This is a genomic window from Vibrio sp. Vb1166 (assembly GCF_033338695.1).
GTDB classification, from domain to species: Bacteria; Pseudomonadota; Gammaproteobacteria; order Enterobacterales; family Vibrionaceae; genus Vibrio; species Vibrio alginolyticus.
The window spans coordinates 1-23954 of sequence record NZ_JAWOTE010000018.1 but is presented as its reverse complement, the minus strand read 5'-3'; the positions used below and the strand labels follow the sequence as shown (position 1 = coordinate 23954).

The following is a 23954-nucleotide window of genomic DNA, read 5'->3' as shown; positions in this document are numbered from 1 at the left end:
CTTTCGAGGTGGCTTTGTTTTTCTAAAGGCTGGATAATGGACTCAACACACCACCAGCCCCGCGCTCGATAACGTGAGTATAGATTTGCGTGGTTTTTACATCAGTATGCCCTAATTGTTCCTGAACAGTTCTAATGTCTGCGCCAGATTCCAATAAATGCGTGGCAAAACTGTGTCTTAGTGTGTGGCAAGTTACAGTTTTCTCAATGCTTGCGTCGCTTGCCGCGCGCTTTACCGCTCTTTGTATTGCGCTTTCATTGATATGATGCCTTCTGAGTTCACCAGTGTCTCGATCTGCGCTTAACTTTGTTGATGGAAACAAAAAGTGCCAGTTAAAATCTAGCTCCGCTTTTGGGTATTTACGTCGTAAACCTTCAGAGATATATACGCCCGCATAACCAGGCATGTGCCTATCTTTAAAGTAGTAGTTTCTTGCTAAATTAACTTGAGCTTTGAGTGGTTCATGTAGTTCTTTGGCTAATGTGACTGTACGATTTTTACCTCCTTTTCCTTGCCAAACGCGAACTGCACCATAATCATAATCGATGTCTTGAACTCTTAAGCGTAAACATTCCATAACTCGAAGCCCGGAGCCGTAAAGTAGCTGAATATGGAGTCTATACCTCGGGTCGATATGCTGAACGAATCTTCGGATCTCCTCCCTGGTTAACACAACGGGAAGTTTCTTTTCGGTCAAGGATTTCTGAAATCTCATATCAAGTGATAGTGGGGTTTTAAAATAATCACGATATAAAAATGATATTGAGTTCAGCGCCAAAGCTTGCGTTTTTACCGCAACTTTTTCTTCTACCGCTAAGTAACTCAGAAATTGAATGACATCATCTTCTGCTAGTGTTGATGGGTGGGCGAGCTGGTGAAAAGTGATAAAACGTTTTATCCAAAATAGATAACTTTCGATAGTTTTATTCGCATAATGACGAGTAAGCATGTGCTCTTTTACACTAAGTAAAAACTGACTTTTCATGATAAATTAACCTGTTTATTTATACAGCTCCGTTAATGTATCACCACTTTTGAAATTAGCGTGCTGTGCGCCGCCTAATTGCGCGCGCCACCACACATATTCATACTGTTTTTCTATTTGTTTCATGCATATAAGTGCTACGATTGATAGCGCTTTTGATAAGAAAGAAGGCGGTAGCCTGCCAGAAAAACGGCAAATCGCCGTATAGAAAGCGTTATGTGTATTGGTCAGGATTGCGTCGAGCCAGCTACTTAAAATGAGATAATATCCGCTTTTAAATGAATTACAGGGAGTGTAAATGAAAAAAGTCGAGCGATTTGAGTCACTAATCAGAATCATGGATGTTGTTGTAACATGTCTAGCAGTACTAATAGTGGCAGTTGGTATCTTTTCCACTGTCTTGCATGGAATTCAACTAGGTATTGGAGCTCTCGTCTCTGGGATAATGCTATGGATAGCCAAATTTTTCATATGTGGCATATCATATACATTGATTCAGATAGCAAAGAACACTGCTCCAAAAGCTTCGGATGAAAACACATAACAAACTGCTCAAGAGGGATTCGCAACGCGTGGCATTTTCACTATGCGTTGAATTTAGTGATTAAGGTGGTTTGCAGCGGCCTCGGTATTGCGTTGCTCACCCCTTAGCAGGGCGTTATGCCTATTAATGAAATTTGGCTCATTGGAGGATACATAGAACTAAATGAATAAAATATTCAAAGTCATCTTCGCATTTTGCGGAACCATACTTATAGGTGCCATAGGGAGTGGAGTTTGGGAGAAGTTATTATCTCCGTTACTTAACTACCTCTTAGGCGGATTAACATACTTTCTGTCTTCTATGTCTAAGAGCTATGAGGACTCTATATATGCCACTGCATCAACGATCTCTTATGAGGGACAATCTGTTGTTATCGTTGTCTTTGGTGTAATGATTTTGAGTTTATTTTGTATATTTAGCGCTACAAAAAGCCTTCCCAATAGTTTTTTAGCTAAGGCAATAAACTCTGTACTTTCAACATATGTTAAGGGCTGGAGCGGTGTGGTTGTAGGAGTTAGCTTGCTGATATTTTCTATATTTTTACTATCCAATCAGTCTTCGGTATTTAAAATTAGAAAGTATTCAATCAAAAGTATGCATATCGTTAGACCTTACATTGGTGAAGAAAGTTATTATAAGCTGTACTCAGATTATCTACTGATGAAAAATAAAGATGACTTCGATGCCTTTTTGTACAAGATTGAGCGGTTTGACAAAGCACATGATATCGGGATTGAGCCCTTCAGCTTAAAATAGGCATAACAAACTGTTTAAGAGTGATTCGCAACGCGTGGCATTTTTACTATGCGTTGCGTTTGGTGTTTAAGGTGGTATGCGGCGGCATCGGTATTGCGTTGCTCACACCTTAACAGGGCGTTATGTGAACAAAACTGAGATTGATGTCGAGTTTACGAAAAAATGATGCTCGACAGTTTCTGAACTGGAACAAATACTAATTCAAATCATAAACTTGGAGCGTCAGCATTGTGAGGTTTGTTTTAGTTGCACTAACACTGAACCATTTCATTTACTTATATTTCGAGCACTTTATCAACGGTGTAATGAGTAACCCTAGTGAAGCAGGCCAAGCTCCTGGGTATGGGATGGTTTACCCATTGTTGATCTTTCCTTTCCAGCTTTTTTTAGAACTAGTATTAATTGTCGCTTTGCTGTACCAAACTTTAGTAGTTCGTCAATGGAAAGGGAGCATATGGTACTGGTCTCCTTTTTTATTAACGTTGCTTCTGATCCTAGATATTGGATACTGAGTTTGCATGTTCACATAACAAATTGTTCAAGAGGGATTCACAACGCGTGGCATTTTTACCATGCGTTGGTGTTAGTGGTTAGGGTGGTATGCGGTGACATTGGTATTGCGTTGCTCACCCCTTAACAAGGCGTTAGGCGACATGAGACAAACGATAGAGTAGTGATAGTATCTTGGCGTGAATCTAGCTTCAGTTAACAGAAAAGGAGTGGATTAATGAATGGTAAAGCATTTGATAATTGGCAAAAATCGCGAAAGAAAGGATGTTTAAATTGGCTTTTCAGAACAACTTTCGTCACAGCCATTTTGTACATAATTTTTAATGTTATTTTCCTTTATCCATCTTCTGATGCGGCAAGCATTACGATTTTCTTATCGGATAATGCTCTTAATTACTCAATTTACACGATCGGGATGTTTTTCGCATTTTGGGCTATTTGGCTATACAACGAATCTTCGTATGAGAAAGAAGTTAAACGTAGAAATGTCGCCTAACAAACTGTTCAAGAGGGATTCGCAACGCGTGGCATTTTCACTATGCGTTGGTTTTAGTGTTTAAGGTGGTATGCGGCGGCTTTGGTATTGAGTTGCTCACCCCTTAACAGAGCGTTATGTGTGAAATTTGCTTGATACCCCCCTTACTTTAAATTTGGGCGATCTTTATAATAAGTCACTCTAATATATACACATTTGAGATATTTATGATTAAGCCTTTTTGTATTCTTTTCATTGCGGCAACGCTCGCTGGCTGTGCTGGTTCTCCTACATATCAACGACCTGTACCTAAAAAATTTAGCTATCCTCCTTTAGAGCGGGAGGTAACAGTTTCTTTGGGGGAAAACCTTTTACGTCAAGGGCTAAGTAGTGAAGTAAGAGCTATCGATATATACAACGAGGTTTCAATTTCATTGGCGACGTTGATGCCCAATAAGTATATACAAACAGGTTATGTCGGAAGCTCTAAAAATCGGGCTATTTTTGAGCCAGAAGATAAAGGGCACGCATTCTCAGGTGCTTTCTCTACGGCAATGTTTGTTGTAGATGAAAAAAACAAACTGGCTTGCCTATATGATCCAAGTATGGGACTAATGCTTGAAGCAACTGACTGCAGTAGTCTTGACAACGTCACGTCACAAGGGCGTATTTACGATAAAAATATCTATGATTCTAGTGCCTTTCAGCAAACTTTAATTTATACGGGTAAAGTAGATAACCGTATTCGTTTTACCTATCGTGAATTTAGTGGCAGCACAGCAAGAATGCCGTTTACAACGGATGTTGAGTACGACCTAAATGAAAGCAATTTTATCAGCTATCAAGGTGCAACTATTGAGGTGTTAAAAGCAAATAACCGTAGTATTACGTATAAAGTTATCAGTAATTTCAGGAACTACGACTAAAACACATAACAAACTGTTTAAGAGTGATTCGCAACGCGTGGCATTTTTACTATGCGTTGCGTTTAGTGTTTAAGGTGGTATGCGGCAGCTTCAGTATTGCGTTGCTCACACCTTAACAGGGCGTTATACGCTTATCGACCAAGGAGGGTCATGAAATGAAATTAGCACAGTTAAATATTGCGCTTGCCAAATATCCTTTGGATGCGCCTGAAATTAAAGAATTTGTAGACAATTTAGACCTAGTTAATGGCATAGCTGAAGAAAGTGAAGGCTTTATCTGGCGTTTAAAAGACGACTCCGGTGATGCTACGAACATTAAGTTGTTTGATGACCCAAACATGATTGTAAATATGTCAGTTTGGGAAACTACTGACTCACTTAAAAATTTTATGTTTCGCACTGGCCATAGAGATTTCATGCGCCGTAAAAGCGAATGGTTTCATCGATTGGCAGAAGATACCTATGTTCTATGGTGGGTTGAAGACGGCCATATTCCAACGTCACAAGAAGCTTTGTCCCGCCTTCAACATTTGCGAGACAACGGAGATACGCCATTTGCTTTCACGTTTAAAACGAACTTTACGGAAGCAGATCTTGCGTGAACTGCGCGTATAACAAAGCGTTTAAGACGGATTCACAACGCATGGCATTTTTGGTTTGTATCAGCTTAAGTGTTTACGGCACAATGGTTTAAGTTGGGTGGTTGCGTTGTTCACCACTTAACGCGGCGTTAGCAGTCAATGGGTGGATTTAAATATGTATCTATACCACAGAGTACCTGTCAATTTACAAGGCAATATGCTGTTTCCACTCAATGAGTTGAAACAAGTGCATGACAACTTGTATCAGTTTCACGTGAAGAAATATCGAGACAGAGGGGGAGCATTAGAGCGTAGGGTATTACCTCTAGACTGTCTCTGGAATGACGTACTTCATTTAAGTCCGATACATCCTCATAAGATTAAAAAAGCTTTGATAGAACAAGGTCTGCAGCTATCGAATTTAGGGCGCTATTTTAGATTCGAGGCGTTGAACTTAGGGTTGAACGAATGCAATAGCACTTTCTTTTGGTCAAAAGAGCAAAAGTTTGGTGAGTGGTCTGCTAAAGAAAGTGATTACTTCAAGTTTGATGTTGCTCGGCTCAGTGAGATGTCAGACTTGCCGCCAGAAACTGAGCGTTACTATGCGCAACAAATATCTATCGGAGCTAGCCCTCTTCTCTATTTCAGAACACCGCATGTCTTATTTAAAGGGAGTATAAATATAGATGAGAGTGTCGAAATAATTGACTGCTAACAAATTGTTCAAGAGTGATTCGGCACGCGTGGCATTTCTACTATGCGTTGTTTTTAGTGGTTAAGGTGTTATGCGGAGGCTTCGGTATTGCGTGCCTCACACCTTAACAAGGCGTTAGTTGCCAACGAGAAAATCGCAGCTAAAACAGAGTGTTTAGGTCTAATCGTTCGTGTGCTTTGCTTGATTCTGCACTTCGAACTTCGGGATCTTGGTTCGCGGAAATTGAGCTTCGATCTTTTCCTAGTTTGGTTTGCCGTTTCAGAAGCCGGTTTACTTGTTGAAAGTCAGCTTTGTGGCACTGTTTCTCCAAAAGGTCTTTTTGGTGTTGTCAGTTCGTTTTCTACGGCGTTGCGTGTTCCAAGTGGTTTCAGTGACAGGCGCTTTGAAACTGCGCCTGAACTGAGTTTTTCAAAGCACGTAAAGCAAGTGTTGGCAAAGCGGTAATTAACTTCAAATCAAAGCTTTAGGTTTGGCAACTAACAAAGCATTCAAGAGGGATTCACAACGCTTGGCAGTTTTGGTTTGAATCAGCTTTAGTGTTTACGGCACAATAGCTTAGGTTGGGTGGTGGCGTTGTTCACCCCTTAATGCGGCGTTATAGCGCTCGATAAAATTGAATATGGATGGTCATGGATAATATCGAAAAAGAGCTCTATCAAGCAGCAATAGAACTAGTAAATATGCGATATCCTTCTGGTTGGGGTGGAGCTGCGGCTGTTAGAACAGAGTCAGGAAAAATATTAACAAGCATTGCTCCTGATACTAAAAACGATACTCTTTCACTATGCATGGAAGTGGGAGCGTATTTAGAGGCTCACAAACTCAATGAGCGAGTGACCCACTCATTATGCTTGTGTCGTGAGAGCGAGAACGATGAATTTCTAATCTTGTCACCATGCGGAGTTTGCCAAGAGCGCCTTGTCCATTGGGGTGGGGATGTCAAAGCAGCAATTACGACTCCAGAGAATGCATTGGTTTTCAAAACTATACGAGAATTAATGCCTCATCATTGGTCACTTGTAAACGGCAAAGCGCTATAACAAACTGTTTAAGAGTGATTCGCAACGCGTGGCATTTTTACTATGCGGTGGTTTAAGTGTTTAAGGTGGCATGCGGCAGCATCGGTATTGCGTTGCTCACACCTTAACAGGGCGTTATGCCTCGCAAGGAAAAGGAACTTTCGATGTTTAAAATCGAGACTAAGCGTCTGATTATCAGAGATATGACTCCAAATGATGAAGACGCTTTTGTTGCTATGTCTCAGGATGCTAAATATCAGCGATTCTATGACGAAAGCGATTGTGATCCTAATAAATACCGAGAGTTAACACACTTGTTTATCGCTCAGGCTTCTGAGAAACCAAGAAAATCATACCAATTAGCTGTCGAGTGTAAGGTATCAGGTGAGTTTGTTGGTACTGTTTGTTTACGGCTAGAGGACAATCAACAGGCTTCGATGGGTTGTGCATTTTCCAGACTCTCTCAAGGCAATAAGTTAAGTCATGAAGCCGCCTTGGCTCTGGCAGATTTCGGGTTCTCGGAGTTGGGAGTTCACCGCATTTATGCGGAGACAATCAGTAAAAATCTGCCAGCTATTAAGCTCTGTAAGTCTCTTGGTATGTGCCAAGAAGCACATTTTAGAGAACATCGTTTTTTCAAAGAACAGTGGTGGGATACAGTGGTTTTGGCAGTCCTTCGAGCTGAGTGGGGCAAGGCATAACAAACTGTTTAAGAGTGATTCGCAACGCGTGGCATTTTTACTATGCGTTAGTTTTAGTGGTTAAGGTGGTATGCGGCGGCATCGGTATTGCGTTGCTCACACCTTAACAGAGCGTTATGTACTTTAAGGAAAATTGTAACCAACTCTAAAGGAGTGAGAGTGATAGATCATTTTGAAATTAAGGTAGTTGCATTCGAAGAATGTCGTGTGTTTTACAAGAATGTGCTAGAGCCATTGGGTATTGAACTCAAGTGGTCAGATGAAAATGCTGCTGGCTTTGGGCTTTCGAGCGAGCCAAATGTAAGGTTTCTAATTGAAAAAGGCTTCAGTAATTCTAAGTGCCATATTGCTTTTTCTGCATCAAACAAATTACAAGTTTCTGCGTTTCATCAAGCGGGGTTATCTTTAGGTGGTAAATGCAACGGTAAGCCTGGTTTACGAAAACACTATGCTCCAAACTACTACGCTGCGTTTTTGATTGACCCTGAGGGCAACAATGTGGAGTCAGTAGTGTACCTTTAGCACGTACATAACAAATTGTTCAAGAGTGATTCGGCACGCGTGGCATTTTTACTATGCGTTGGTTTTAGTGGTTAAGGTGGTATGCGGAAGCTTCGGTATTGCGCGCCTCACACCTTAACAAGGCGTTAAGTATCATAAGGGGAGTGTTTTGGATATTTCCAAATTTTTTAGTGTGTTAGGGATTTTGTTACTAGGGTACACGGTTATGTTTCCTAGTGAAGTAAACGTAAAGTTTGAAAACAGAGTCAAAAAACTAGTCTTAAAAGCTCAAATTTGGCTTTTTCGAATTGTCTTGCTTCTCGTTGGTTTTGTCTTTATCCACTCTATAATTATGCAGGTTAATCACCTCAATGAGGCTATAGAATACGAAAATAGTGGAGGAGACATGATGGACTACCTCTTACAACCAAAATCTATCATTGTAAGTGCTACTTTTTTTTACTTTGTTTCACTCTTCTCTAATTGGAAGCGTTCGAACCTTGATTCGATTTTCGAATCGAAACCATTTTTCTTGAGGGCAACTGGACGACTTATATGCGGGTGGCTAGGAGTAGTTGCATCAATTTTGGGAGTAATACTTTAATAATTATACTTAACAAAGCATTTAAGAGTGATTCGCAACGCTTGGCAGTTTCGCTTCGCTCAAGTATAGCCAAGCGTTGCTCACACCTTAATGCGGCGTTAGGCTAATGGGAGTATCAAATGAATTTTGTTATTAAAACTAGAAAGTTAACTGAAAACGATTTGGGACGAGATTGCCCATTTCCAGTATTAGAGCAAGATCGATATGAAGAGCAACTAAAACTGTTGGCTGAAGATTTTAAAGCAATTAAAGGGATAAACTCTACATCAGTCGTTGGAGCTGAAATTCACATAGATAGCAGTTATTCCGAACAAGAGTTACTCAATAACCTCAAGCATCTTTTTCAAAGAGACTTTTGTATAGTTCGGTTCCAAGCCATTGAATCATTAGCCTAACAAACTGTTCAAGAGGGATTCGCAACGCATGGCATTTTCACTATGCGTTAGTTTTAGTGTTTAAGGTGGTTTGCGGCGGCTTCGGTATTGCGTTGCTCACCCCTTAACAGGGCGTTATGTTGTCAAAGATTAAGTATGAAGATTTTAATATTATTTATAACGGCATTGTTGTCTGGTTGCGCTGGTTTAATTGAAAGTGCTAGTTCCCCAAATTATCAAGAACACAAAGCTCGGGACAGTGTATCGCCTAGGAATCATAAAGGTTCAAGGAAAAACAAATTAGTCGGTACTGTTGTACTCACGTTTAATATTAGTAGTCAGGGTGATGTGATTGACATAATGGTTACTGATTCTGTACCTAAAGGAGTGTTCGATGCTGAAGCAGTGCGAATATTATCAAAACGAAAGTATGCGCCTTCCGAAAAAGGGGAAACCGGCCCTAAAAAAGCTAAGTTTGAGTTTAAAATTTGACACATAACAAACTGCTTAAGAGGGATTCGCAACGCGTGGCATTTTTGCTATGCGTTGATTTTAGTGCTTAAGGTGGTATGCGGCGGCTTTTGTATTGCGTTGCTCACCCCTTAGCAGGGCGTTAGGCGATTTGAGGAAAGTATGGAAGTATTAATCTATCAAGAAAGGCTCAGCGATTTTAAAGAAATTGAAAAGCTATTGATTGACTCAAAAGTTTTACTCAATCCCTATGGAATTGATTCTGACCATGCATATAAACTTGAAAATTATTTATTGAACAGTAACCAAAAGGTTAGCTGTTTGCTTGATAGAAATATCGTCTCATATTTAATTGACTTGGTTAAAGGTATTGATTTGTCGCCAGACTTTGAAGCAAGCCGTTGTCATAGGCTGACCGCCGCTCTTCAAGCCTTTTTCAATGCTTCAAATATAAAATCTGAACCGGGTCTTTCATATCATGAATACATAGAGAACTCTTCTGTCGAACGTGCAGATGAAGAGCTGAGCTATTTCCGTTCAGCAGATAATTTGGATGCAAACTTATATTTGGATATTGCATTAAATAACATTAACTCTATCCCCTCTGAAGCTGCTCCTCGCTATCAAACAGGCGAGTTGGCTAACTTTGACAAGGAATACCGTGTCAAAGCTTTTGAGTTCAATCTAGTCGTCATCAAAAAGGGGCTGAGTATCCGTTCTAAGTGCAAAAACGATTACGAAGCTGTGAAGTTATTATTAGAATGGATGTTTGAGGAGTATGTGTTTTGTGCACCTGCATTTTTCTTTATGGCTATATATTTTAGTGGCGAGAAAGTTCCTAGAATGCTCAAGTCTAACTCAATGAAAAGCGTCAGGAATGCTGGTTGGGATTTAGCATTACTTCAGCACTGGCTTACATTAGCTAACAAAGATCCTGAGCAGTTGTGGCTATTGGCTAGCATGGACAAAGCTGTTGCTAAAACAGCAAATATGATGCTTCCTCGCTCTACTGAAGAGCCAGAAGATTACTTTGACAGGCTTGAATATACATTCTCTACTATGTGGGGGAAGAAATATGGTCATGGGAGTAAACTTTTCCAAAGGTTTCGTTATTGGCAAGAAAATGCGGACAGCCTTAAAAGAAAAACTAACCTTCCAGAAAATAGGACATCTGAGTATATGTTGACTTTGAGAGAGTCAGTGCACGAGGAGTATCTGCGTGCAACAATCGCCTAACAAAGCATTTAAGAGTGATTCGCAACGCTTGGCAGTTTCGCTTCGCTCAAGTATAGCCAAGCGCTGCTCACACCTTAATGCGGCGTTATGCTTATTCCACCAGTTTGGTATGCCGTGTTATAATGTCGCAGTCTATTTTTTATCGATGGAATTTTCATGACAGAGAAAGTTGAAGGGTTATCAGACAAAGAAGTTGAACAGCTGTCAAGTGTAGAGTTTCAGAGTCAATCTTATGCTTCTTTTTACAATACGACATTAGAAAAAGATAAGAGCATCTTAACTCTGTCTGTTGCCGGCACTGGCTTCTTACTAACGCTACTTCAGTTAACAAAAAGCATTTCATACTATGAGCTTGGCTTTTTCTTGGTGGCTGCTACTAGTTATTTAATCGCGATCTATTGTGTACTCTCAATTTTTGGCAAGAACTCTACATTCATTATTGAGCTAGTAAACAAAAGGGATGTGTCAGTTAAACAATACCAGCTCGATATTTTAGATAAAACTGCGATACGCTCATTTTACCTAGCAATAGTCATGACTATATTGCTTGGTGCATCAACATCACAAGGTATGTTTACAATAGGGGAAACACCAATGTCGGATAACAAGCAACTAAATCAAGAATTGGCGACTAACAGTTGTTCTCGCGCATCTGATCTACACGAGAGTTTTCAAGGTGCTAGTGGTCTTCAAGGAACTACGAGTCAGCAATCATCAGCTCAGTCACAAACAACTGGCGCGGCAGCTATGATGCCAAGTTCAAGTAACTCTAGCTCAAACTCCTCCGAGTCATAAGCATAACAATCTGTTTAAGAGTGATTCGCAACGCTTGGCATTTTTGCTATGCGTTGCGTTTTGTGTTTAAGGTGGCATGCGGGAGCTTCGGCATTGCGTTGCTCACACCTTAACAGGGCGTTACATGCTTTTTAATATCTGAGCTAGCGTTTAAAGAGTGCTACAAAACTTAAGGATATAGTTATGAATGAAGGCGATCATTTAGTTTCACCCCGGTTGGGCTACACCCATCATGGCTTATATATCGGAGACGGTATGGTTATTCACTATTCGGGTTTTTCAGAGTTTTTGGATAAAGGTAGTATTGAAATCACGACGCTTAGCGAATTCTCACAAGGACATAATGTGAGTATTAAAACTCATTTGGTTCCAGTTTATACTGCAGAAGAAAGGGTTCAGAGAGCTTACGAAAAGCTCGGAGAAGATAGTTACAACTTAGTTTTTAATAATTGCGAGCATTTTGTTAACTGGTGTTTTAATGGTTTTAAATCTAGCTCGCAAGTAAATAATGTTGTTTCAGTAGCTGGGGCAGCAGGACATGAATACATGAAAAGAAAAGCTGTAGAAACTACAGCTTCAGTAGTGGCACAGCAAGCAACTAGAATGACCGCAACCAAGACAGCGGAGGTAGCTTTAACTTCTGCAGTTGCGAAGACAGCTGTGTCTACAACAGCAGGAACTGTAGCTGGTGTAACAGCCGCTAGTACAGTAGGAGGTTCAGCTGCCACTGGTGTTGTCGCCGCTGTTGCTACTGGGTCTCTTGCCTCAGCTGCTGCGCCTGTCGCTATTGCTGTTGGTGTTGGGTACGGCGTTAAGAAAGTGTTTGATTGGCTTTGGGATTAAATAGTGACAATCATGTAACAAACTGTTCAAGAGGGATTCGCAACGCGTGGCATTTTCACTATGCGTTGGTTTTAGTGTTTTAGGTGGTATGCGGCGGCTTCGGTATTGCGTTGCTCACCCCTTAACAGGGCGTTATAAATCACGGAGGTTTTGTGGAATTTATTGAAGAGTTAGAAAAGCACCAAAAGCGCCGAGGTTATAACTTTGGCAGCATAGAAAATTTTGAAGCATGGTGCGATGAAGTGCAGCCACTATTACACTTCAGCCAAAAGCACGAACGTGTATTTGAACAAGCTAAATCGGCTGCTTTAGTTACGTACAGGATAGGAAGCAAGCAAGACGCTGTTAACAACATTAATGAAGCGATAGGTATAGTTAATCAAGCTATTGTTTTTGGTAAAACAATAAAAACAGCGAGCGAACTTGAAGCAGGTGTACAGCAAGAGAGCAATGGTGTTGCTTATCCCGAGAAGGTAACTTTATTATGGTTGGTTAAACATGTGGAAGTGAAACACTGGCTAGGTGCAGCTGTTTTTATTATTGCGGTATTCACTGCTGGTATCAAAGTGGGAAATTCTGCTTTCTATCAAGATTACTTTCAAGCGCCATCAGCTATAGTCGAAACCAAAACGAATTGATTTATAACAAACTGTTTAAGAGTGATTCGCAACGCGTGGCATTTTTACTATGCGTTGGTTTTAGTGTTTAAGGTAGTATGCAGTGGCTTCGGTATTGCGTTGCTCACACCTTAACAGGGCGTTAGTACGGGTTTGACATCAAAGGTCATAAGTTTTGGTGTTTATCTGTTTTGGCGCTCGTCTTTACACCTTTCAGTTAGTGATGCTCACGTTCTTTCCGGTGGCACTAAATGCGGAGTGTTTGCTTTGATTTCACCGTTTACGGTTTCTAACTCTTAGTCTATTTCTTTGGCGCTTCTTCATTTTCGTGGTGGCTTTTGAGAGAACCTTGATTACTTTTGGTGTGGCTGTTGAAGTACGAGGAAAGAATCCTTTTCTAATTTGAAGCAAGTAAAAGTAGGGGAATTCAGTGCGTTTTTCTTCTAGCTCAATTTCGTCTCTTAATGGCGGTAAAGTTTTGTAGCTGCCCGTCTCACTTCAGTGTTCAAAGCCTTTCATATTATGCTAGTTTTCAATATCTTGGAGCGCATAAATAGAAGTAGCGCATGTACTAACAAATTGCTTAAGAGTGATTCGTAACGCGTGGCATTTTTACTTTGCGGTGGCTTATGTGATTAAGGCGCTGTGCGGTAGCTTTTGTATTGCGTTACTCACACCTTAGCAAGGCGTTATGTAGCCGCGAGAGGACGGTAAGTTAAAAGGATTTATATATGTTAAATATTCGGCAAGCTCGCATTGAAGATATCAGTGTTATCAAGAAACTACAGTTTCAGCTTAATGAGTATCATCAAGCAAATTTACCTGATGACTTTTTATCACCGGAAGAAATTGAACAAAAAATAGACCTACACAAGATAATCAAAAGTGAAAGCTCGATTTTTCTGGTAGCCGAAAGCAAAGGGCAGTTAGTAGGTTTTGTTTTTGGTGAGCTATGGGTTCGTAAGTCTTGGACGCTCAAACAGCGAAAAATCGCGAGCATTGAACAAATAGTAGTGGATTCATGCTTTAGAAGCCAAGGCGTTGGATTGGCGCTAATAGAGGCATTTGAGGAAAGGGCTATTTCTAACGGCGGAGAAGAGCTGTTTTTAGAAGTATATTCCTTCAATGAATCTGCTTTAGGTTTGTATCGCAAAGCTGGTATTGTCCCCAAAATCCTAATTGGGCAGAAAGCACTAAGCTGAAAGTCGGCTACATAACAAATTGTTCAAGAGTGATTCGGCACGCGTGGCATTTTTACTATGCGTTAGTTTTAGTGGTTAAGGTGCTATGCGGAGGCTTCGGTATTGCGTGCCTCACACCTTAACAAGGCGTTATGTAACATGGAGGTTTAATGAATATTGCAGTCATTTTGGGTACTTCTAAATCTGACGGAAATACCCGAAAATTAGTAGACTCTTTTGTAGAACAGTCTGGTGCAAAGTTGTTTGATCTATCTAATTTCAACGTAAGTTTTTATGACTATTCGCATGAAAATAAAAACGATGACTTCCTTCCCATAATCCATGAACTACTCAGTTTGGATCATCTGGTGTTTGCTTCTCCTGTGTATTGGTACTCAATGTCAGCACAGCTAAAAGTCTTCTTTGACCGATTATCTGACCTTTTAACGATTGAAAAGGAATTGGGGCGTAGGCTAAAGGGTAAGTCTATTTCAGTTCTATCTACAGGTTACAATTTGGAACTGCCTGATTGTTTCGTACAGCCATTTGAATTGACAGCAAAGTATATGCAACTTGAGTTCAAAGGCTGTGAATATCTTGCTATACAAACAGAATCTGATTTGGGTAAAGTTACTCTTAGCGCAGCACAAGCTATTGAAAATGTCACATAACAAAGCGTTCAAGAGGGATTCTCAACGCTTGGCGGTTTTGGTTTAAAGTTTAGCTAAAGTGTTTATGGCACAATGGTTGATGTTGGGTGGCATAGCGTTGTTCACCCCTTAACGCGGCGTTAGTTTATTGAGGCAAGTATGAAGTTCATCCCGTATCATGACTTTCAATTTGATAGTGCATTATCCAAAGACGAAGTATTAAACAAAATTCAGGATCGTACAGACAAGCCCACAATGCTTCGTAGACGGAAGAGAAAAGAGTTTACTGGCAGTGTATTTACTAATTCATTTGATATTAGTAAAAATTTGCGCCGTAGGAACTCTTTTTCACCAATAATTAAGGGCTGCGTCGAAGATATAGATGCAGGGGCGAGAATAACTATTTTAATGAGAATGCACCCGCTTATCATAGTCCTCACGCTCTTCTGGTTAGTTTTTATTGGCGCCTCGAGTGTTGTTATGCTCTATCGTGCTGAGAATATTGAATTACCATTATTTATACCAATTATAATGTTTTTCTGTGGTCTAGTTTTCCCCCCTGTAAGTTTTTGGAGTGAAGTCAGAAGGCAAGAAACGAGAATTAGGGAGTTATTATCAACAAACTAACAAGGCGTTTAAGGCGGATTCACAACGCTTGGCGATTTTAGTTCAAGTTAGGTTAAGTGTATAAGGTACAATGGTTTAAGTGTGCTGGTTGGCGTTGTTCACCACTTAACGCGGCGTTATGAGCTTCAAAGAAAGGAAGGGATATCTACATTGATTGATGTAATTGTATTTTTTGTCCTTGTAGGGTTCTATTTTTACTCAGATGGTAGTGAAACGTCTCGAAAGGAGGTTTGCATTGCTATTGGCGTTTATGGGGCATATCTGGCTATTTATCAATTGATTGGTCCATTTCCAGAAGTAACGTCGAAATATATGGGGCAGCTCTATGGTTTCTTACCAATGTTATCTTTTGGGGTCATTCTTTTCCCTCATTTCAACACAAGTTCACCAGAAGTTGTCACTAAGACTCTTGGTTGGCTGGGGCTGCTAACCGCCTTTGTAATTCTTAGTTGCTTTAAATTGTTCGTTTGGTAGTGGTGACCACGCTCATAACAAGGCGTTCAAGAGGGACAGTCAACGCGTGGCGACTTTGGCTCAAATCTTGGCAATTGTGTATATGGTGGTAAATTGAAGTTTGGTGGTAGCGCGTTGCTGCCCCTTAACGCGGCGTTAGCTGCTCTGGGTGGATTTACTCCATGTGAGGCTATTTTGTCTTTGCTAAAGTTTGTGTGGCGCATCTAAAATTTGGAGAGCGAGTTTTAAAAGCACTAACTTTGCAAGAAAAGTAATCTATTCTAACGACCGTTGAATTTTTCAGAAAGTCACTGGAAGCATATAAAGTTCCTCATAAGGTTAAACATGAAATATATTGTCCTATTTTTATTTGCCTATCTTGGGTCAAATTTGATTTTCAGCTTTTTCAATTTTAATTATAACTTCATGTCAGACTCATTTGATTTAACCAAGCTTCTTATAGATTTTGGCGTATTTATTGTGCTCTGGGCTATCGCTGATTTGGGCTATAAAAAGTTCACTAAAAGAAGTGGTGTAACAAACAGCTAACAAGGCGTTCAAGAGGGACAGTCAACGCGTGGCGAGTTTGGCTCAAATCTTGGTATTTGTGTTTATGGTGGTAAATTGAAGTTTGGTGGTAGCGCGTTGCTGCCCCTTAACGCGGCGTTATGTTTACTTGTATTTCAAAGGCTTAAAGATCTTAGGCTTTAGTTCTTTGTCCCTCTGGCGATTCGTCCCTAGTAGACTCAGCAACTTCGCATTGTCGGTCTAATTTCTTGAATCTCTATACCCTTAAAACATGCCAATGTTCGCGGGTTGCTTCATTGTCAGGTCGTGGTGGTCGGCTTCGTGTTTAACTGGCTCAAAGTCGCTTTCAGGTTCATAATCAAGCAGCGTTTCAGCTTGGCAGTTGCCTCGGCAATTCAGCATTGTTTTGCGCTTTGGTTGGAAAGACAGGGCGCTTGTTGTTAATTGATCGGGTTGCCTCATTGGGCAGGGAAGTGGAATTTCTGGTTTTGGGTTAGTCGCTTTTGGCGGCCAAGTTGGTTCTTGCGTTGTGGTTTGGTTCAGAAAACTGGCTTGAAATAGCAGTTCTTTCTCAAGTAAATCATGTGTTTGTGGTAAAACATAACAAACAATTCAACAGTGATTCGCAACGCTTGGCGCTCTCACTTCGGGTTGAATTTAGTGTTTACGGCGCAGTGTTCAAGTTCAGTGTCTGCGCTGCTCACACGTTAATTGGGCGTTAGTTGCCAACGAGAAAAACGTAGCTAAAGCAGAATTTTTAAGGCTAATGTCCATGTGTTTTTGACTAGGTTTTCGTATTTCGATTCCTAGTTTTTGGGTTTGTGAAAATCGTGCTTTGGTTCCTTGTACGGTTTGAGTTTTCTGTTTCAGACGCTGATTAGCGTGTTGAAAGTCTGCTCTGCTACATTATCGTTCCAAAAGGTTTGTTTGGTGTTCAAAGTCCGTTTTCTACGGCGTTGTAAATTCCAAGTGGTTTCAGTGACAGGCGCTTTGAAACTGCGCCTGATTTGAGTTTTTCAAAACACACAAAGACGGTGTTGGCAAAGCTGCAATCAACTTCAAGTTAAAGCCTTAGGCTTGGCAACTTTAGGCTTGGCAACTAACAAACTGTTCAAGAGGGATTCACAACGCTTGGCGGTTTTGGTTCGAATTAGCTTTAGTGTTTACGGCACAATGGTTTAGGCTGGGGTGGTAGCGTTGTTCACCCCTTAACAGGGCGTTATGTGAATTGGAGAAATTGAGTATATGAAGAAGTTCTTCGCAATATTTATAGCAGCTTTTTGCTTAGTTTCAGTTGGTGCTCTAGCGAATGACTACAAGCTCGGACAGGCGTTTGAAAATCATCAAAGTGACCTTCAAGTTCGAGGTTCAGGAACAGTAATTCGCCTATTGCCAGATGACAACAAAGGAAGTCGACATCAAAAATTCATACTCAAATTAGATAGTAAGCAAACTTTACTTGTTGCTCATAACATCGACTTAGCACCAAGAATTCCCAATCTAAAAGTCGGCGATCGAGTTCAGTTTTACGGTGAATATGAATGGAATAAAAAGGGTGGTGTAATGCACTGGACACACCACGATCCCAACAATAGGCACCCGCATGGTTGGTTAAAGCACAACAGTAAAAAGTACGAGTAAAAATTCACATAACAAAGCATTTAAGAGTGATTCCCAACGCTTGGCATTTTCAGCTCATGGTTTGGTTTCGTGTTTACGGTGGTATGGTTAAGGTTTGGTAGTAGCGTTGCTCACACCTTAATGCGGCGTTATGTGCTTTGGTGTTCGTAACGTTTAGATGTGTATGCAAGTCATTTTAAATTAGTAAAAGGAATTACTATGTCCAAAAAGGAATCGGATAAAAGTACAGCACTTAAGTTGGGTTTGTTCATGGCTGGCTCGGTATTTGGTGCGGTCTTGTATATCTTTTTTGCATTTCCAGCATCTTGATTGTTCGGGTTACTAAATGTTGTCGGTTAGGCTCAAGCTACATGTAGGGATAGAATGTTAGTTGCCATCGTATACATCATTGTCACACTTCTTATGGTTAAAGTGCTTTTAAAGAAGAAAGTCTCTAAAAGTGTACTTTTTTACTTCGCTCTTGAACTCTATTTTGGTCCAGTTGCGGTCGCCTCTTATATCGATTAGCTGTTCTGAGAGTACAGTTGTTCAGGTTAAGCACGCACATAACAAACTGTTCAAGAGGGATTCGCAACGCGTGGCAATTTCACTATGCGTTGGTTTTAGTGTTTAAGGTGGTATGCGGCGACTTCGGCATTGCGTTGCTCACCCCTTAACAGGGCGTTATGTGCCAGTCTTCGGAAAAAGTAAATATGCGGAAAAAGATAGACTTAGAACCTTTGAGACATGCCATTAGACAGAACAATATGATGGCAGTTTGGCGAGAAAGCACTATCAGTGAGTATGAGTCTCCTGACGAACATGCGAATAAAAAGGCGCTAGAATCAAAGCGTAAGTTTGAACAGATCATGTCATCTGCAAAAAATGACGGTACCAAAGAATACTTAACATGGGCGATCAATACTTCGTTAAACCTGAAGCTAACTCGGGGGCATAGCGCTCAGGCAATTGGTGGGAAGCATTGGCAGTCATGGGGTTCTAAGGTTAAGAAACGTAACAAGAAAAGCACATAACAAGCAATTTAAGAGGGATTCACAACGCTTGGCATTTTTGCTTCTACTTCAATTTTAGTGTTTATGGCACAATGCTTAGGTTTGGGGGAAGGCGTTGTTCACCCCTTAATTGGGCGTTAGGGCTATCAAAAGTTTGGAGGTTCGATGAACTTAATCATCGATATAATGAAAGAGCTATTTATCGCTTGGAATCGCGGTAATAAATTAGTGAAAGCTGCAATAGTCGCTTCATGTGTGAGCGTTCTACTCTCAATTGCAGCACTAGCATTGAGTAAGTTCATTTGGGAATTTCAGCCCTTATTTGAAGGTACTGCTATCACGTTTGCTGCAATCAGTGCCGCAATCGTTAGTGTGATTTTTGCGTTTCAACGTTCAATTGAAATTGTCGCTGATGATGCGAAGGTAGTTGAAGCTGAAAAAAGAGTAATTGAAAGTCCTAATCAACCTAAAGCAGCTTGGGACCTCGCTCGGTTAAAGCTCGAATCATATTTAAATAGAAACCTGAATCAAGTCCGTTCGATTTTCTGGCTTACTAGCCTTGTTATGATAGTAGGGTTCTTTCTCATAGGCTTTGGTGTTGTTAAAGCATTTGAAAATCCAGAATTACTGACACCCGCTTTGCTATCAGCCGTGAGTGGTTTACTTGTTAATTTCATAGGGGCAACATTTTTAGTGCTCTATAAATCGACAATGTCACAAGCCAAAGAGTATGTAGCTATCTTGGAACGCATCAATGCGGTAGGCATGAGTGTTCAGGTTTTAGAAAAAATCGAAGATTCGAACACAACACTGAAAGATCAAACGATTTCAGATCTTTCTAAGCAGTTACTTACGATGTATAGCGAAGTAAAATAGCCCTAACAAGCAATTTAAGAGGGATTCACAACGCTTGGCACTTTTACTTCTACTTCAGTTTTAGTGTTTATGGCACAATGCTTTAGGTTTGGGTGGAGGCGTTGTTCACCCCTTAATTGGGCGTTAGTTTGCAAGAGGAAAAACGCAGCTATAAAGCAAAATCTAGTGGTAAAAGCTCAAAGTCGAAATTGTCGTATCGGTGTTCAATTTCAGTGTTAATTAGCGTGGTGAAAATCCCAAATTAGCGTCGTTTCAACGGTTGATTTGTTCTTTGGTGCGGTGACTTTCGGGTTAACTGAGTCGAACTTTTTTGCTGAAATTCTGCTCGTTGAGTTTATTGGTGCAAAAGCCGATTTACTCGCTGCGAGGACGTTTTCTCTAGTGTGGTAAGTTCATGTGGTTTCAGTGACTTCGTTGAAAGTCCGCATTGTGAGACTAGTTTTCCAAAAGCGCTTTTTGGTGTTGTAAGTTCGTTTTCTGCGGCGTTGTTTGTTCCACGTGGTTTCATTGAGTAGCCGCTTTGAGACTACGCCTGGCTTAAGTGCATCAAAACACTTAAAGCTTATTGTTTGCAAAGTTTAAAATAACGTAAAATCAACGCTTTGGGTTTGCAAACTAACAAACTGCTCAAGAGGGATTCGCAACGCGTGGCATTTTCACTATGCGTTGAATTTAGTGATTAAGGTGGTTTGCGGCGGCTTTTGTATTGCGTTGCTCACCCCTTAGCAGGGCTTTAGGCGACGGGCAGAAAAGTTCTTTGTTCTCATCTTCTTAGTTCTCTTTGAGCTTTCGGTTTTCTATGTCGGCAATTCAACATTGTCGGCTCAAATTCTTGAATCTCTCCAGCCGTAAAACATGCCAATATTCGCTGGTTGCCTCATTGGTTTTCACAGTCGGTTGGTTGTGAATCTCACTGGCTCAAAGCGTGGCAAGGGCAAGTCAACTGAAGCTTTCTAATTTGCTGCTAGTTTGCAGCTTTTAGTTTCTCAGGTTCAAAAGCTACTTTGTCGCTGAAAGGTCGCATTTCGTGGTTGTGGGTAAATGAGCTGAAACATAGTGGCTTTTATGGTTCTTGAATCACAAAAAGTCAGCGGGTTTTTGGTAGCTTATTTTGTTTCGGGTAATCTGCTTTCAAAACATCTTAAACACTGGTAGGAAACTTCGCCTAACAAGGCGTTTAAGGCGGATTCACAACGCTTGGCGACTTCAGTTCAAGTTAGCTTAAGTGTTTAAGGTACAATGGCTTAGGTATGGTGGTTGGCGTTGTTCACCACTTAACGCGGCGTTAGGCGACATGAGATAAACGATAGAGTAGTGATAGTATCTTGGCGTGAATCTAGATTCAGTTAATAGAAAAGGAGTGGATTAATGAATGGTAAAGCATTTGATAATTGGCAAAAATCTCGAAAGAAAGGATGTTTAAATTGGCTTTTCAGAACAACTTTCGTCACAGCCATTTTGTACATAATTTTTAATGTTATTTTCCTTTATCCATCTTCTGATGCGGCAAGCATTACGATTTTCTTATCGGATAATGCTCTTAATTACTCAATTTACACGATCGGGATGTTTTTCGCATTTTGGGCTATTTGGCTATACAACGAATCTTCGTATGAGAAAGAAGTTAAACGTAGAAATGTCGCCTAACAAACTGTTCAAGAGGGATTCGCAACGCGTGGCATTTTTACTATGCGTTGGGTTTAGTGTTTAAGGTGGTATGCGGGTGCTTAGGTATTGCGTTGCTCACCCCTTAACAGGGCGTTATGTGCTTGGAGATCAAATGATAAAACAGCCTCCTTACAAAGTTGAGTTTGGTCAATCAGGAGAAGTCCCTCCGGCGCACGTTGTTGCCATAGATAATACCTCAATAAAGTTAAGCAATAGCAGTCGAGATGGTGATACAAGCAGTCGTATTGATGAGCTTGATCTCAATGGTGGGATTCAATCAAAGGAAACCAAACAGATGATGCTTGAGCTCAATAAGCAGGGTTTTGTGTTTGCTTACGATGATAAAGCTTATATTTCACCTAGCCATTTTATGAAGCAACTTTTATTGAGCGGTGACCTAAGAACATCATTCAAAGAAATCAGTTGGTCAAGTCCAAAGCGATGGTGTCTTACAGAGTATGAATTTGAGCAACGCACATAACAAACTGTTCAAGAGGGATTCGCAACGCGTGGCATTTTTACTATGCGTTGAATTTAGTGGTTAAGGTGGTATACGGTGGCTTTTGTATTGCGTTGCTCACCCCTTAACAGGGCGTTATACCCTTTATCTAAAACGGGAGAAGTTATGGATGTAGAAATCTGGAAGGTCAGGGTTAAAAATACATTTGAACTCGCGATTGAGGACTTCCACAGTGGCTCTCTTGGGGTTGATAGTCTCGATCGTTTGTATGAGTGCGGTACATATTATTGTACTTTACAGAACAGTATTGAAGACGAGCACTTGTTCGACCGAATCTACGATTATGCTGTTGGTGGTGTGGACAGAGACATTGCAATTGATCCGAACGCAAGGGAAACCTACATTCTCAACTTTTGTTTGTCATATCTATTTTCGTTCGTAGAAATCGAACAACTCACTGAGTTTGAGGCTGAAGCAGTTATTGATGCACTATTGGCTGATAGCAGTTGGAACATTCTAGCTAAAATCTAGCACGGGTATAACAAACTGTTTAAGAGTGATTCGCAACACGTGGCATTTTTACCATGCGTTGGTTTAAGTGATTAAGGTGGTATGCGGCGGCATCGGTATTGCGTTGCTCACACCTTAACAGGGCGTTAGCTTAAATCATTAAAAAGGATGTGTAATGAGAAATAGAAAATGGATATTTGCAGCTATTTTGCTCATTGGTGGACCTTCACTATTGCCATTTAGCTTGGAAGTGATATCCCTAATTGAGTTACTAGGCTTTTTGGGGTTATGGACAATTTATTCATCCTACGCTGAATACTTGGTGAATCATCCTAGATTCAAAAGAGGTCTGCGTTTAGCTACTAGTTGGGATTTTCAGCCGCAAATGCTGTTCTCTCCTAGTGAACTTAAGGCATGTCCCCAGTTAGTTTTTCATATGCTTCCAGTTCAGAGTGTAATGGTCTGGACTTTGAATATTCTGTTTTGGGGTGGTCTGGTTTGGTGCTACATAATTTAAGCTAACAAATTGTTCAAGAGGGATTCACAACGCGTGGCATTTTTACTATGCGTTGCTTTTAGTGATTAAGGTGGCATGCGGCGGCATCGGTATTGCGTTGCTCACCCCTTAACAAGGCGTTATGTTGTCAAAGATTAAGTATGAAGATTTTAATATTATTTATAGCGGCATTATTGTCTGGCTGCGCTGGTTTAATTGAAAGTGCTAGTTCCCCAAATTATCGAGAACACAAAGCTCGGGACAGTGTATCGCCGAGGAATCATAAAGGTTCAAGGAAAAACAAATTAGTCGGTACTGTTGTACTCACGTTTAATATTAATAGTCAGGGTGATGTGATTGACATAATGGTTACTGATTCTGTACCTAAAGGAGTATTCGATGCTGAAGCTGTGCGAATATTATCAAAACGGAAGTATGCGCCTTCCAAAAAAGGGGAAACTGGCCCTAAAAAAGCTAAGTTCGAGTTTAAAATTTGACACATAACAAACTGCTTAAGAGGGATTCGCAACGCGTGGCATTTTTGCTATGCGTTGATTTTAGTGCTTAAGGTGGTATGCGGCGGCTTTTGTATTGCGTTGCTCACCCCTTAGCAGGGCGTTAGCTGTTTAAGGAAAAAATGAGAAAATACGATAAGCCGCTATTCTGGCTGTATATAAAAACAAGAGACTCGTTGTTGTCATCTTTTAAGGGTTTTCTGGGAATGCTTTTTGTGTTGTTCGGGGCAGCAGTAGTTTTAGGTAATGAATCCCCCGAGAATGTCTGGATTTCGGTGGGAATCATTTTACTAGTATCTAGTCTTCCAGTCTCAATGGGCCTGATGATGGTAAAGCTCAAATTTAAGAGTTTTGCTGGATCAATACCTACAGCAGAGCTAGCATATTTTTTACAGCGCGATGAAGGTGCAAATCTAGGTAAAGCTGTGAGAGGTTTATTTTCGTTATGCCTATCTTTTATGATTTACCTTTGGTTTACGATGGTAGCTATCGCAGTACTCGGTATGTTGGGAGCAAAGCTCGTGTTGTAAAACACAGCTAACAAACTGTTTAAGAGGGATTCGCAACGCGTGGCATTTTCACTATGCGTTGCGTTTAGTGTTTAAGGTGGTATGCGGCAGCTTAGGTATTGCGTTGCTCACCCCTTAACAGGGCGTTATAGCGCACGATAAAATTGAATATGGATGGTCATGGATAATATCGAA

30 protein-coding genes are annotated in these 23954 nt (G+C 40.6%); 28 read left to right on the top strand and 2 right to left on the bottom strand.

Annotated features, from left to right (window positions below; genetic code table 11):
• Positions 1 to 22: 22 nt before the first annotated feature.
• On the bottom strand, positions 23 to 985 hold the full coding sequence (locus R7E51_RS17075; protein ID WP_017636093.1) for an integron integrase: 963 nt from the start codon (positions 983 to 985) through the stop codon (positions 23 to 25).
• 706 nt (positions 986 to 1691) lie between these two features.
• On the opposite strand from R7E51_RS17075, the gene R7E51_RS17070 reads away from it, so the two are divergent.
• From R7E51_RS17070 to R7E51_RS16975, 19 genes are all read left to right on the top strand, one after another.
• Entirely contained in the window at positions 1692 to 2285 is a 594-nt protein-coding gene (locus tag R7E51_RS17070) for a hypothetical protein (protein ID WP_206957876.1), read from the top strand.
• 727 nt (positions 2286 to 3012) lie between these two features.
• Entirely contained in the window at positions 3013 to 3291 is a 279-nt protein-coding gene (locus R7E51_RS17060) for a hypothetical protein (protein ID WP_033007115.1), read from the top strand.
• Positions 3292 to 3497: 206 nt separating this feature from the next.
• A complete protein-coding gene (locus tag R7E51_RS17055; protein ID WP_072606224.1) occupies positions 3498 to 4196 on the top strand; it encodes a hypothetical protein in 699 nt (232 codons plus the stop codon).
• Between the two features lie 155 nt (positions 4197 to 4351).
• Positions 4352 to 4798, top strand: a complete 447-nt coding sequence (locus R7E51_RS17050) for a DUF3291 domain-containing protein (RefSeq protein WP_206957874.1) — start codon at positions 4352 to 4354, stop codon at positions 4796 to 4798.
• A gap of 154 nt (positions 4799 to 4952) precedes the next feature.
• Positions 4953 to 5492: a hypothetical protein gene (locus R7E51_RS17045; RefSeq protein WP_083151407.1), complete on the top strand. Its 540-nt coding sequence runs from the start codon at positions 4953 to 4955 to the stop codon at positions 5490 to 5492.
• 87 nt (positions 5493 to 5579) lie between these two features.
• Entirely contained in the window at positions 5580 to 5936 is a 357-nt protein-coding gene (locus R7E51_RS17040; protein WP_206957930.1) for a hypothetical protein, read from the top strand.
• A 185-nt stretch (positions 5937 to 6121) separates the two neighbouring features.
• On the top strand, positions 6122 to 6532 hold the full coding sequence (locus tag R7E51_RS17035; protein ID WP_031781297.1) for a cytidine deaminase: 411 nt from the start codon (positions 6122 to 6124) through the stop codon (positions 6530 to 6532).
• Positions 6533 to 6675: 143 nt separating this feature from the next.
• A complete protein-coding gene (locus R7E51_RS17030) occupies positions 6676 to 7212 on the top strand; it encodes a GNAT family N-acetyltransferase (protein ID WP_033907129.1) in 537 nt (178 codons plus the stop codon).
• 159 nt (positions 7213 to 7371) lie between these two features.
• Positions 7372 to 7734 (top strand): VOC family protein, encoded by a 363-nt coding sequence (locus tag R7E51_RS17025; RefSeq protein WP_206957872.1) that lies wholly within the window; start codon positions 7372 to 7374, stop codon positions 7732 to 7734.
• Positions 7735 to 8436: 702 nt separating this feature from the next.
• Positions 8437 to 8712 carry a hypothetical protein gene (locus tag R7E51_RS17020; RefSeq protein WP_038887404.1) on the top strand — a complete coding sequence of 92 codons (276 nt, stop codon included), beginning with the start codon at positions 8437 to 8439 and terminating at the stop codon, positions 8710 to 8712.
• 135 nt (positions 8713 to 8847) lie between these two features.
• Entirely contained in the window at positions 8848 to 9183 is a 336-nt protein-coding gene (locus tag R7E51_RS17015; RefSeq protein ID WP_206957870.1) for a TonB family protein, read from the top strand.
• Positions 9184 to 9324: 141 nt separating this feature from the next.
• The gene (locus R7E51_RS17010) at positions 9325 to 10398 is read left to right on the top strand and encodes a hypothetical protein (RefSeq protein ID WP_206957868.1); all 1074 of its coding nucleotides are present in this window, start codon (positions 9325 to 9327) and stop codon (positions 10396 to 10398) included.
• Between the two features lie 156 nt (positions 10399 to 10554).
• The gene (locus R7E51_RS17005; protein ID WP_025548892.1) at positions 10555 to 11193 is read left to right on the top strand and encodes a hypothetical protein; all 639 of its coding nucleotides are present in this window, start codon (positions 10555 to 10557) and stop codon (positions 11191 to 11193) included.
• 183 nt (positions 11194 to 11376) lie between these two features.
• On the top strand, positions 11377 to 12036 hold the full coding sequence (locus R7E51_RS17000) for a lecithin retinol acyltransferase family protein (protein ID WP_017633721.1): 660 nt from the start codon (positions 11377 to 11379) through the stop codon (positions 12034 to 12036).
• A 152-nt stretch (positions 12037 to 12188) separates the two neighbouring features.
• Positions 12189 to 12674, top strand: a complete 486-nt coding sequence (locus R7E51_RS16995) for a hypothetical protein (RefSeq protein WP_206957864.1) — start codon at positions 12189 to 12191, stop codon at positions 12672 to 12674.
• Positions 12675 to 13384: 710 nt separating this feature from the next.
• Complete coding sequence (locus tag R7E51_RS16990; protein ID WP_005386960.1) at positions 13385 to 13855, top strand: GNAT family N-acetyltransferase; 471 nt, start codon at positions 13385 to 13387, stop codon at positions 13853 to 13855.
• A gap of 149 nt (positions 13856 to 14004) precedes the next feature.
• On the top strand, positions 14005 to 14505 hold the full coding sequence (locus tag R7E51_RS16985) for a flavodoxin family protein (protein WP_206957862.1): 501 nt from the start codon (positions 14005 to 14007) through the stop codon (positions 14503 to 14505).
• Between the two features lie 138 nt (positions 14506 to 14643).
• Positions 14644 to 15111 (top strand): hypothetical protein, encoded by a 468-nt coding sequence (locus R7E51_RS16980; protein WP_052238276.1) that lies wholly within the window; start codon positions 14644 to 14646, stop codon positions 15109 to 15111.
• Positions 15112 to 15261: 150 nt separating this feature from the next.
• Positions 15262 to 15585, top strand: a complete 324-nt coding sequence (locus tag R7E51_RS16975) for a hypothetical protein (protein ID WP_206957859.1) — start codon at positions 15262 to 15264, stop codon at positions 15583 to 15585.
• A gap of 771 nt (positions 15586 to 16356) precedes the next feature.
• Here R7E51_RS16975 and R7E51_RS16970 read toward each other — a convergent pair.
• Positions 16357 to 16494, bottom strand: coding sequence for a hypothetical protein (locus R7E51_RS16970; protein WP_206957857.1), 138 nt, complete (start codon positions 16492 to 16494; stop codon positions 16357 to 16359).
• A gap of 843 nt (positions 16495 to 17337) precedes the next feature.
• On the opposite strand from R7E51_RS16970, the gene R7E51_RS16965 reads away from it, so the two are divergent.
• From R7E51_RS16965 to R7E51_RS16915, 9 genes are all read left to right on the top strand, one after another.
• Positions 17338 to 17733: a DUF3465 domain-containing protein gene (locus tag R7E51_RS16965; protein ID WP_115386085.1), complete on the top strand. Its 396-nt coding sequence runs from the start codon at positions 17338 to 17340 to the stop codon at positions 17731 to 17733.
• Between the two features lie 692 nt (positions 17734 to 18425).
• Positions 18426 to 18746: a hypothetical protein gene (locus tag R7E51_RS16960; protein ID WP_053300079.1), complete on the top strand. Its 321-nt coding sequence runs from the start codon at positions 18426 to 18428 to the stop codon at positions 18744 to 18746.
• 144 nt (positions 18747 to 18890) lie between these two features.
• Positions 18891 to 19601, top strand: a complete 711-nt coding sequence (locus tag R7E51_RS16955; RefSeq protein ID WP_206957855.1) for a TRADD-N-associated membrane domain-containing protein — start codon at positions 18891 to 18893, stop codon at positions 19599 to 19601.
• 1368 nt (positions 19602 to 20969) lie between these two features.
• Positions 20970 to 21248: a hypothetical protein gene (locus tag R7E51_RS16950; protein WP_033007115.1), complete on the top strand. Its 279-nt coding sequence runs from the start codon at positions 20970 to 20972 to the stop codon at positions 21246 to 21248.
• Between the two features lie 133 nt (positions 21249 to 21381).
• A complete protein-coding gene (locus R7E51_RS16940) occupies positions 21382 to 21750 on the top strand; it encodes a hypothetical protein (RefSeq protein ID WP_053306471.1) in 369 nt (122 codons plus the stop codon).
• 144 nt (positions 21751 to 21894) lie between these two features.
• On the top strand, positions 21895 to 22260 hold the full coding sequence (locus tag R7E51_RS16930; protein WP_005388821.1) for a hypothetical protein: 366 nt from the start codon (positions 21895 to 21897) through the stop codon (positions 22258 to 22260).
• Between the two features lie 154 nt (positions 22261 to 22414).
• Positions 22415 to 22756, top strand: a complete 342-nt coding sequence (locus R7E51_RS16925) for a hypothetical protein (protein WP_053807656.1) — start codon at positions 22415 to 22417, stop codon at positions 22754 to 22756.
• A gap of 140 nt (positions 22757 to 22896) precedes the next feature.
• Entirely contained in the window at positions 22897 to 23232 is a 336-nt protein-coding gene (locus R7E51_RS16920) for an energy transducer TonB (protein ID WP_042524632.1), read from the top strand.
• Positions 23233 to 23372: 140 nt separating this feature from the next.
• Positions 23373 to 23780 (top strand): hypothetical protein, encoded by a 408-nt coding sequence (locus tag R7E51_RS16915; protein ID WP_140144552.1) that lies wholly within the window; start codon positions 23373 to 23375, stop codon positions 23778 to 23780.
• Positions 23781 to 23954 lie beyond the last annotated feature (174 nt).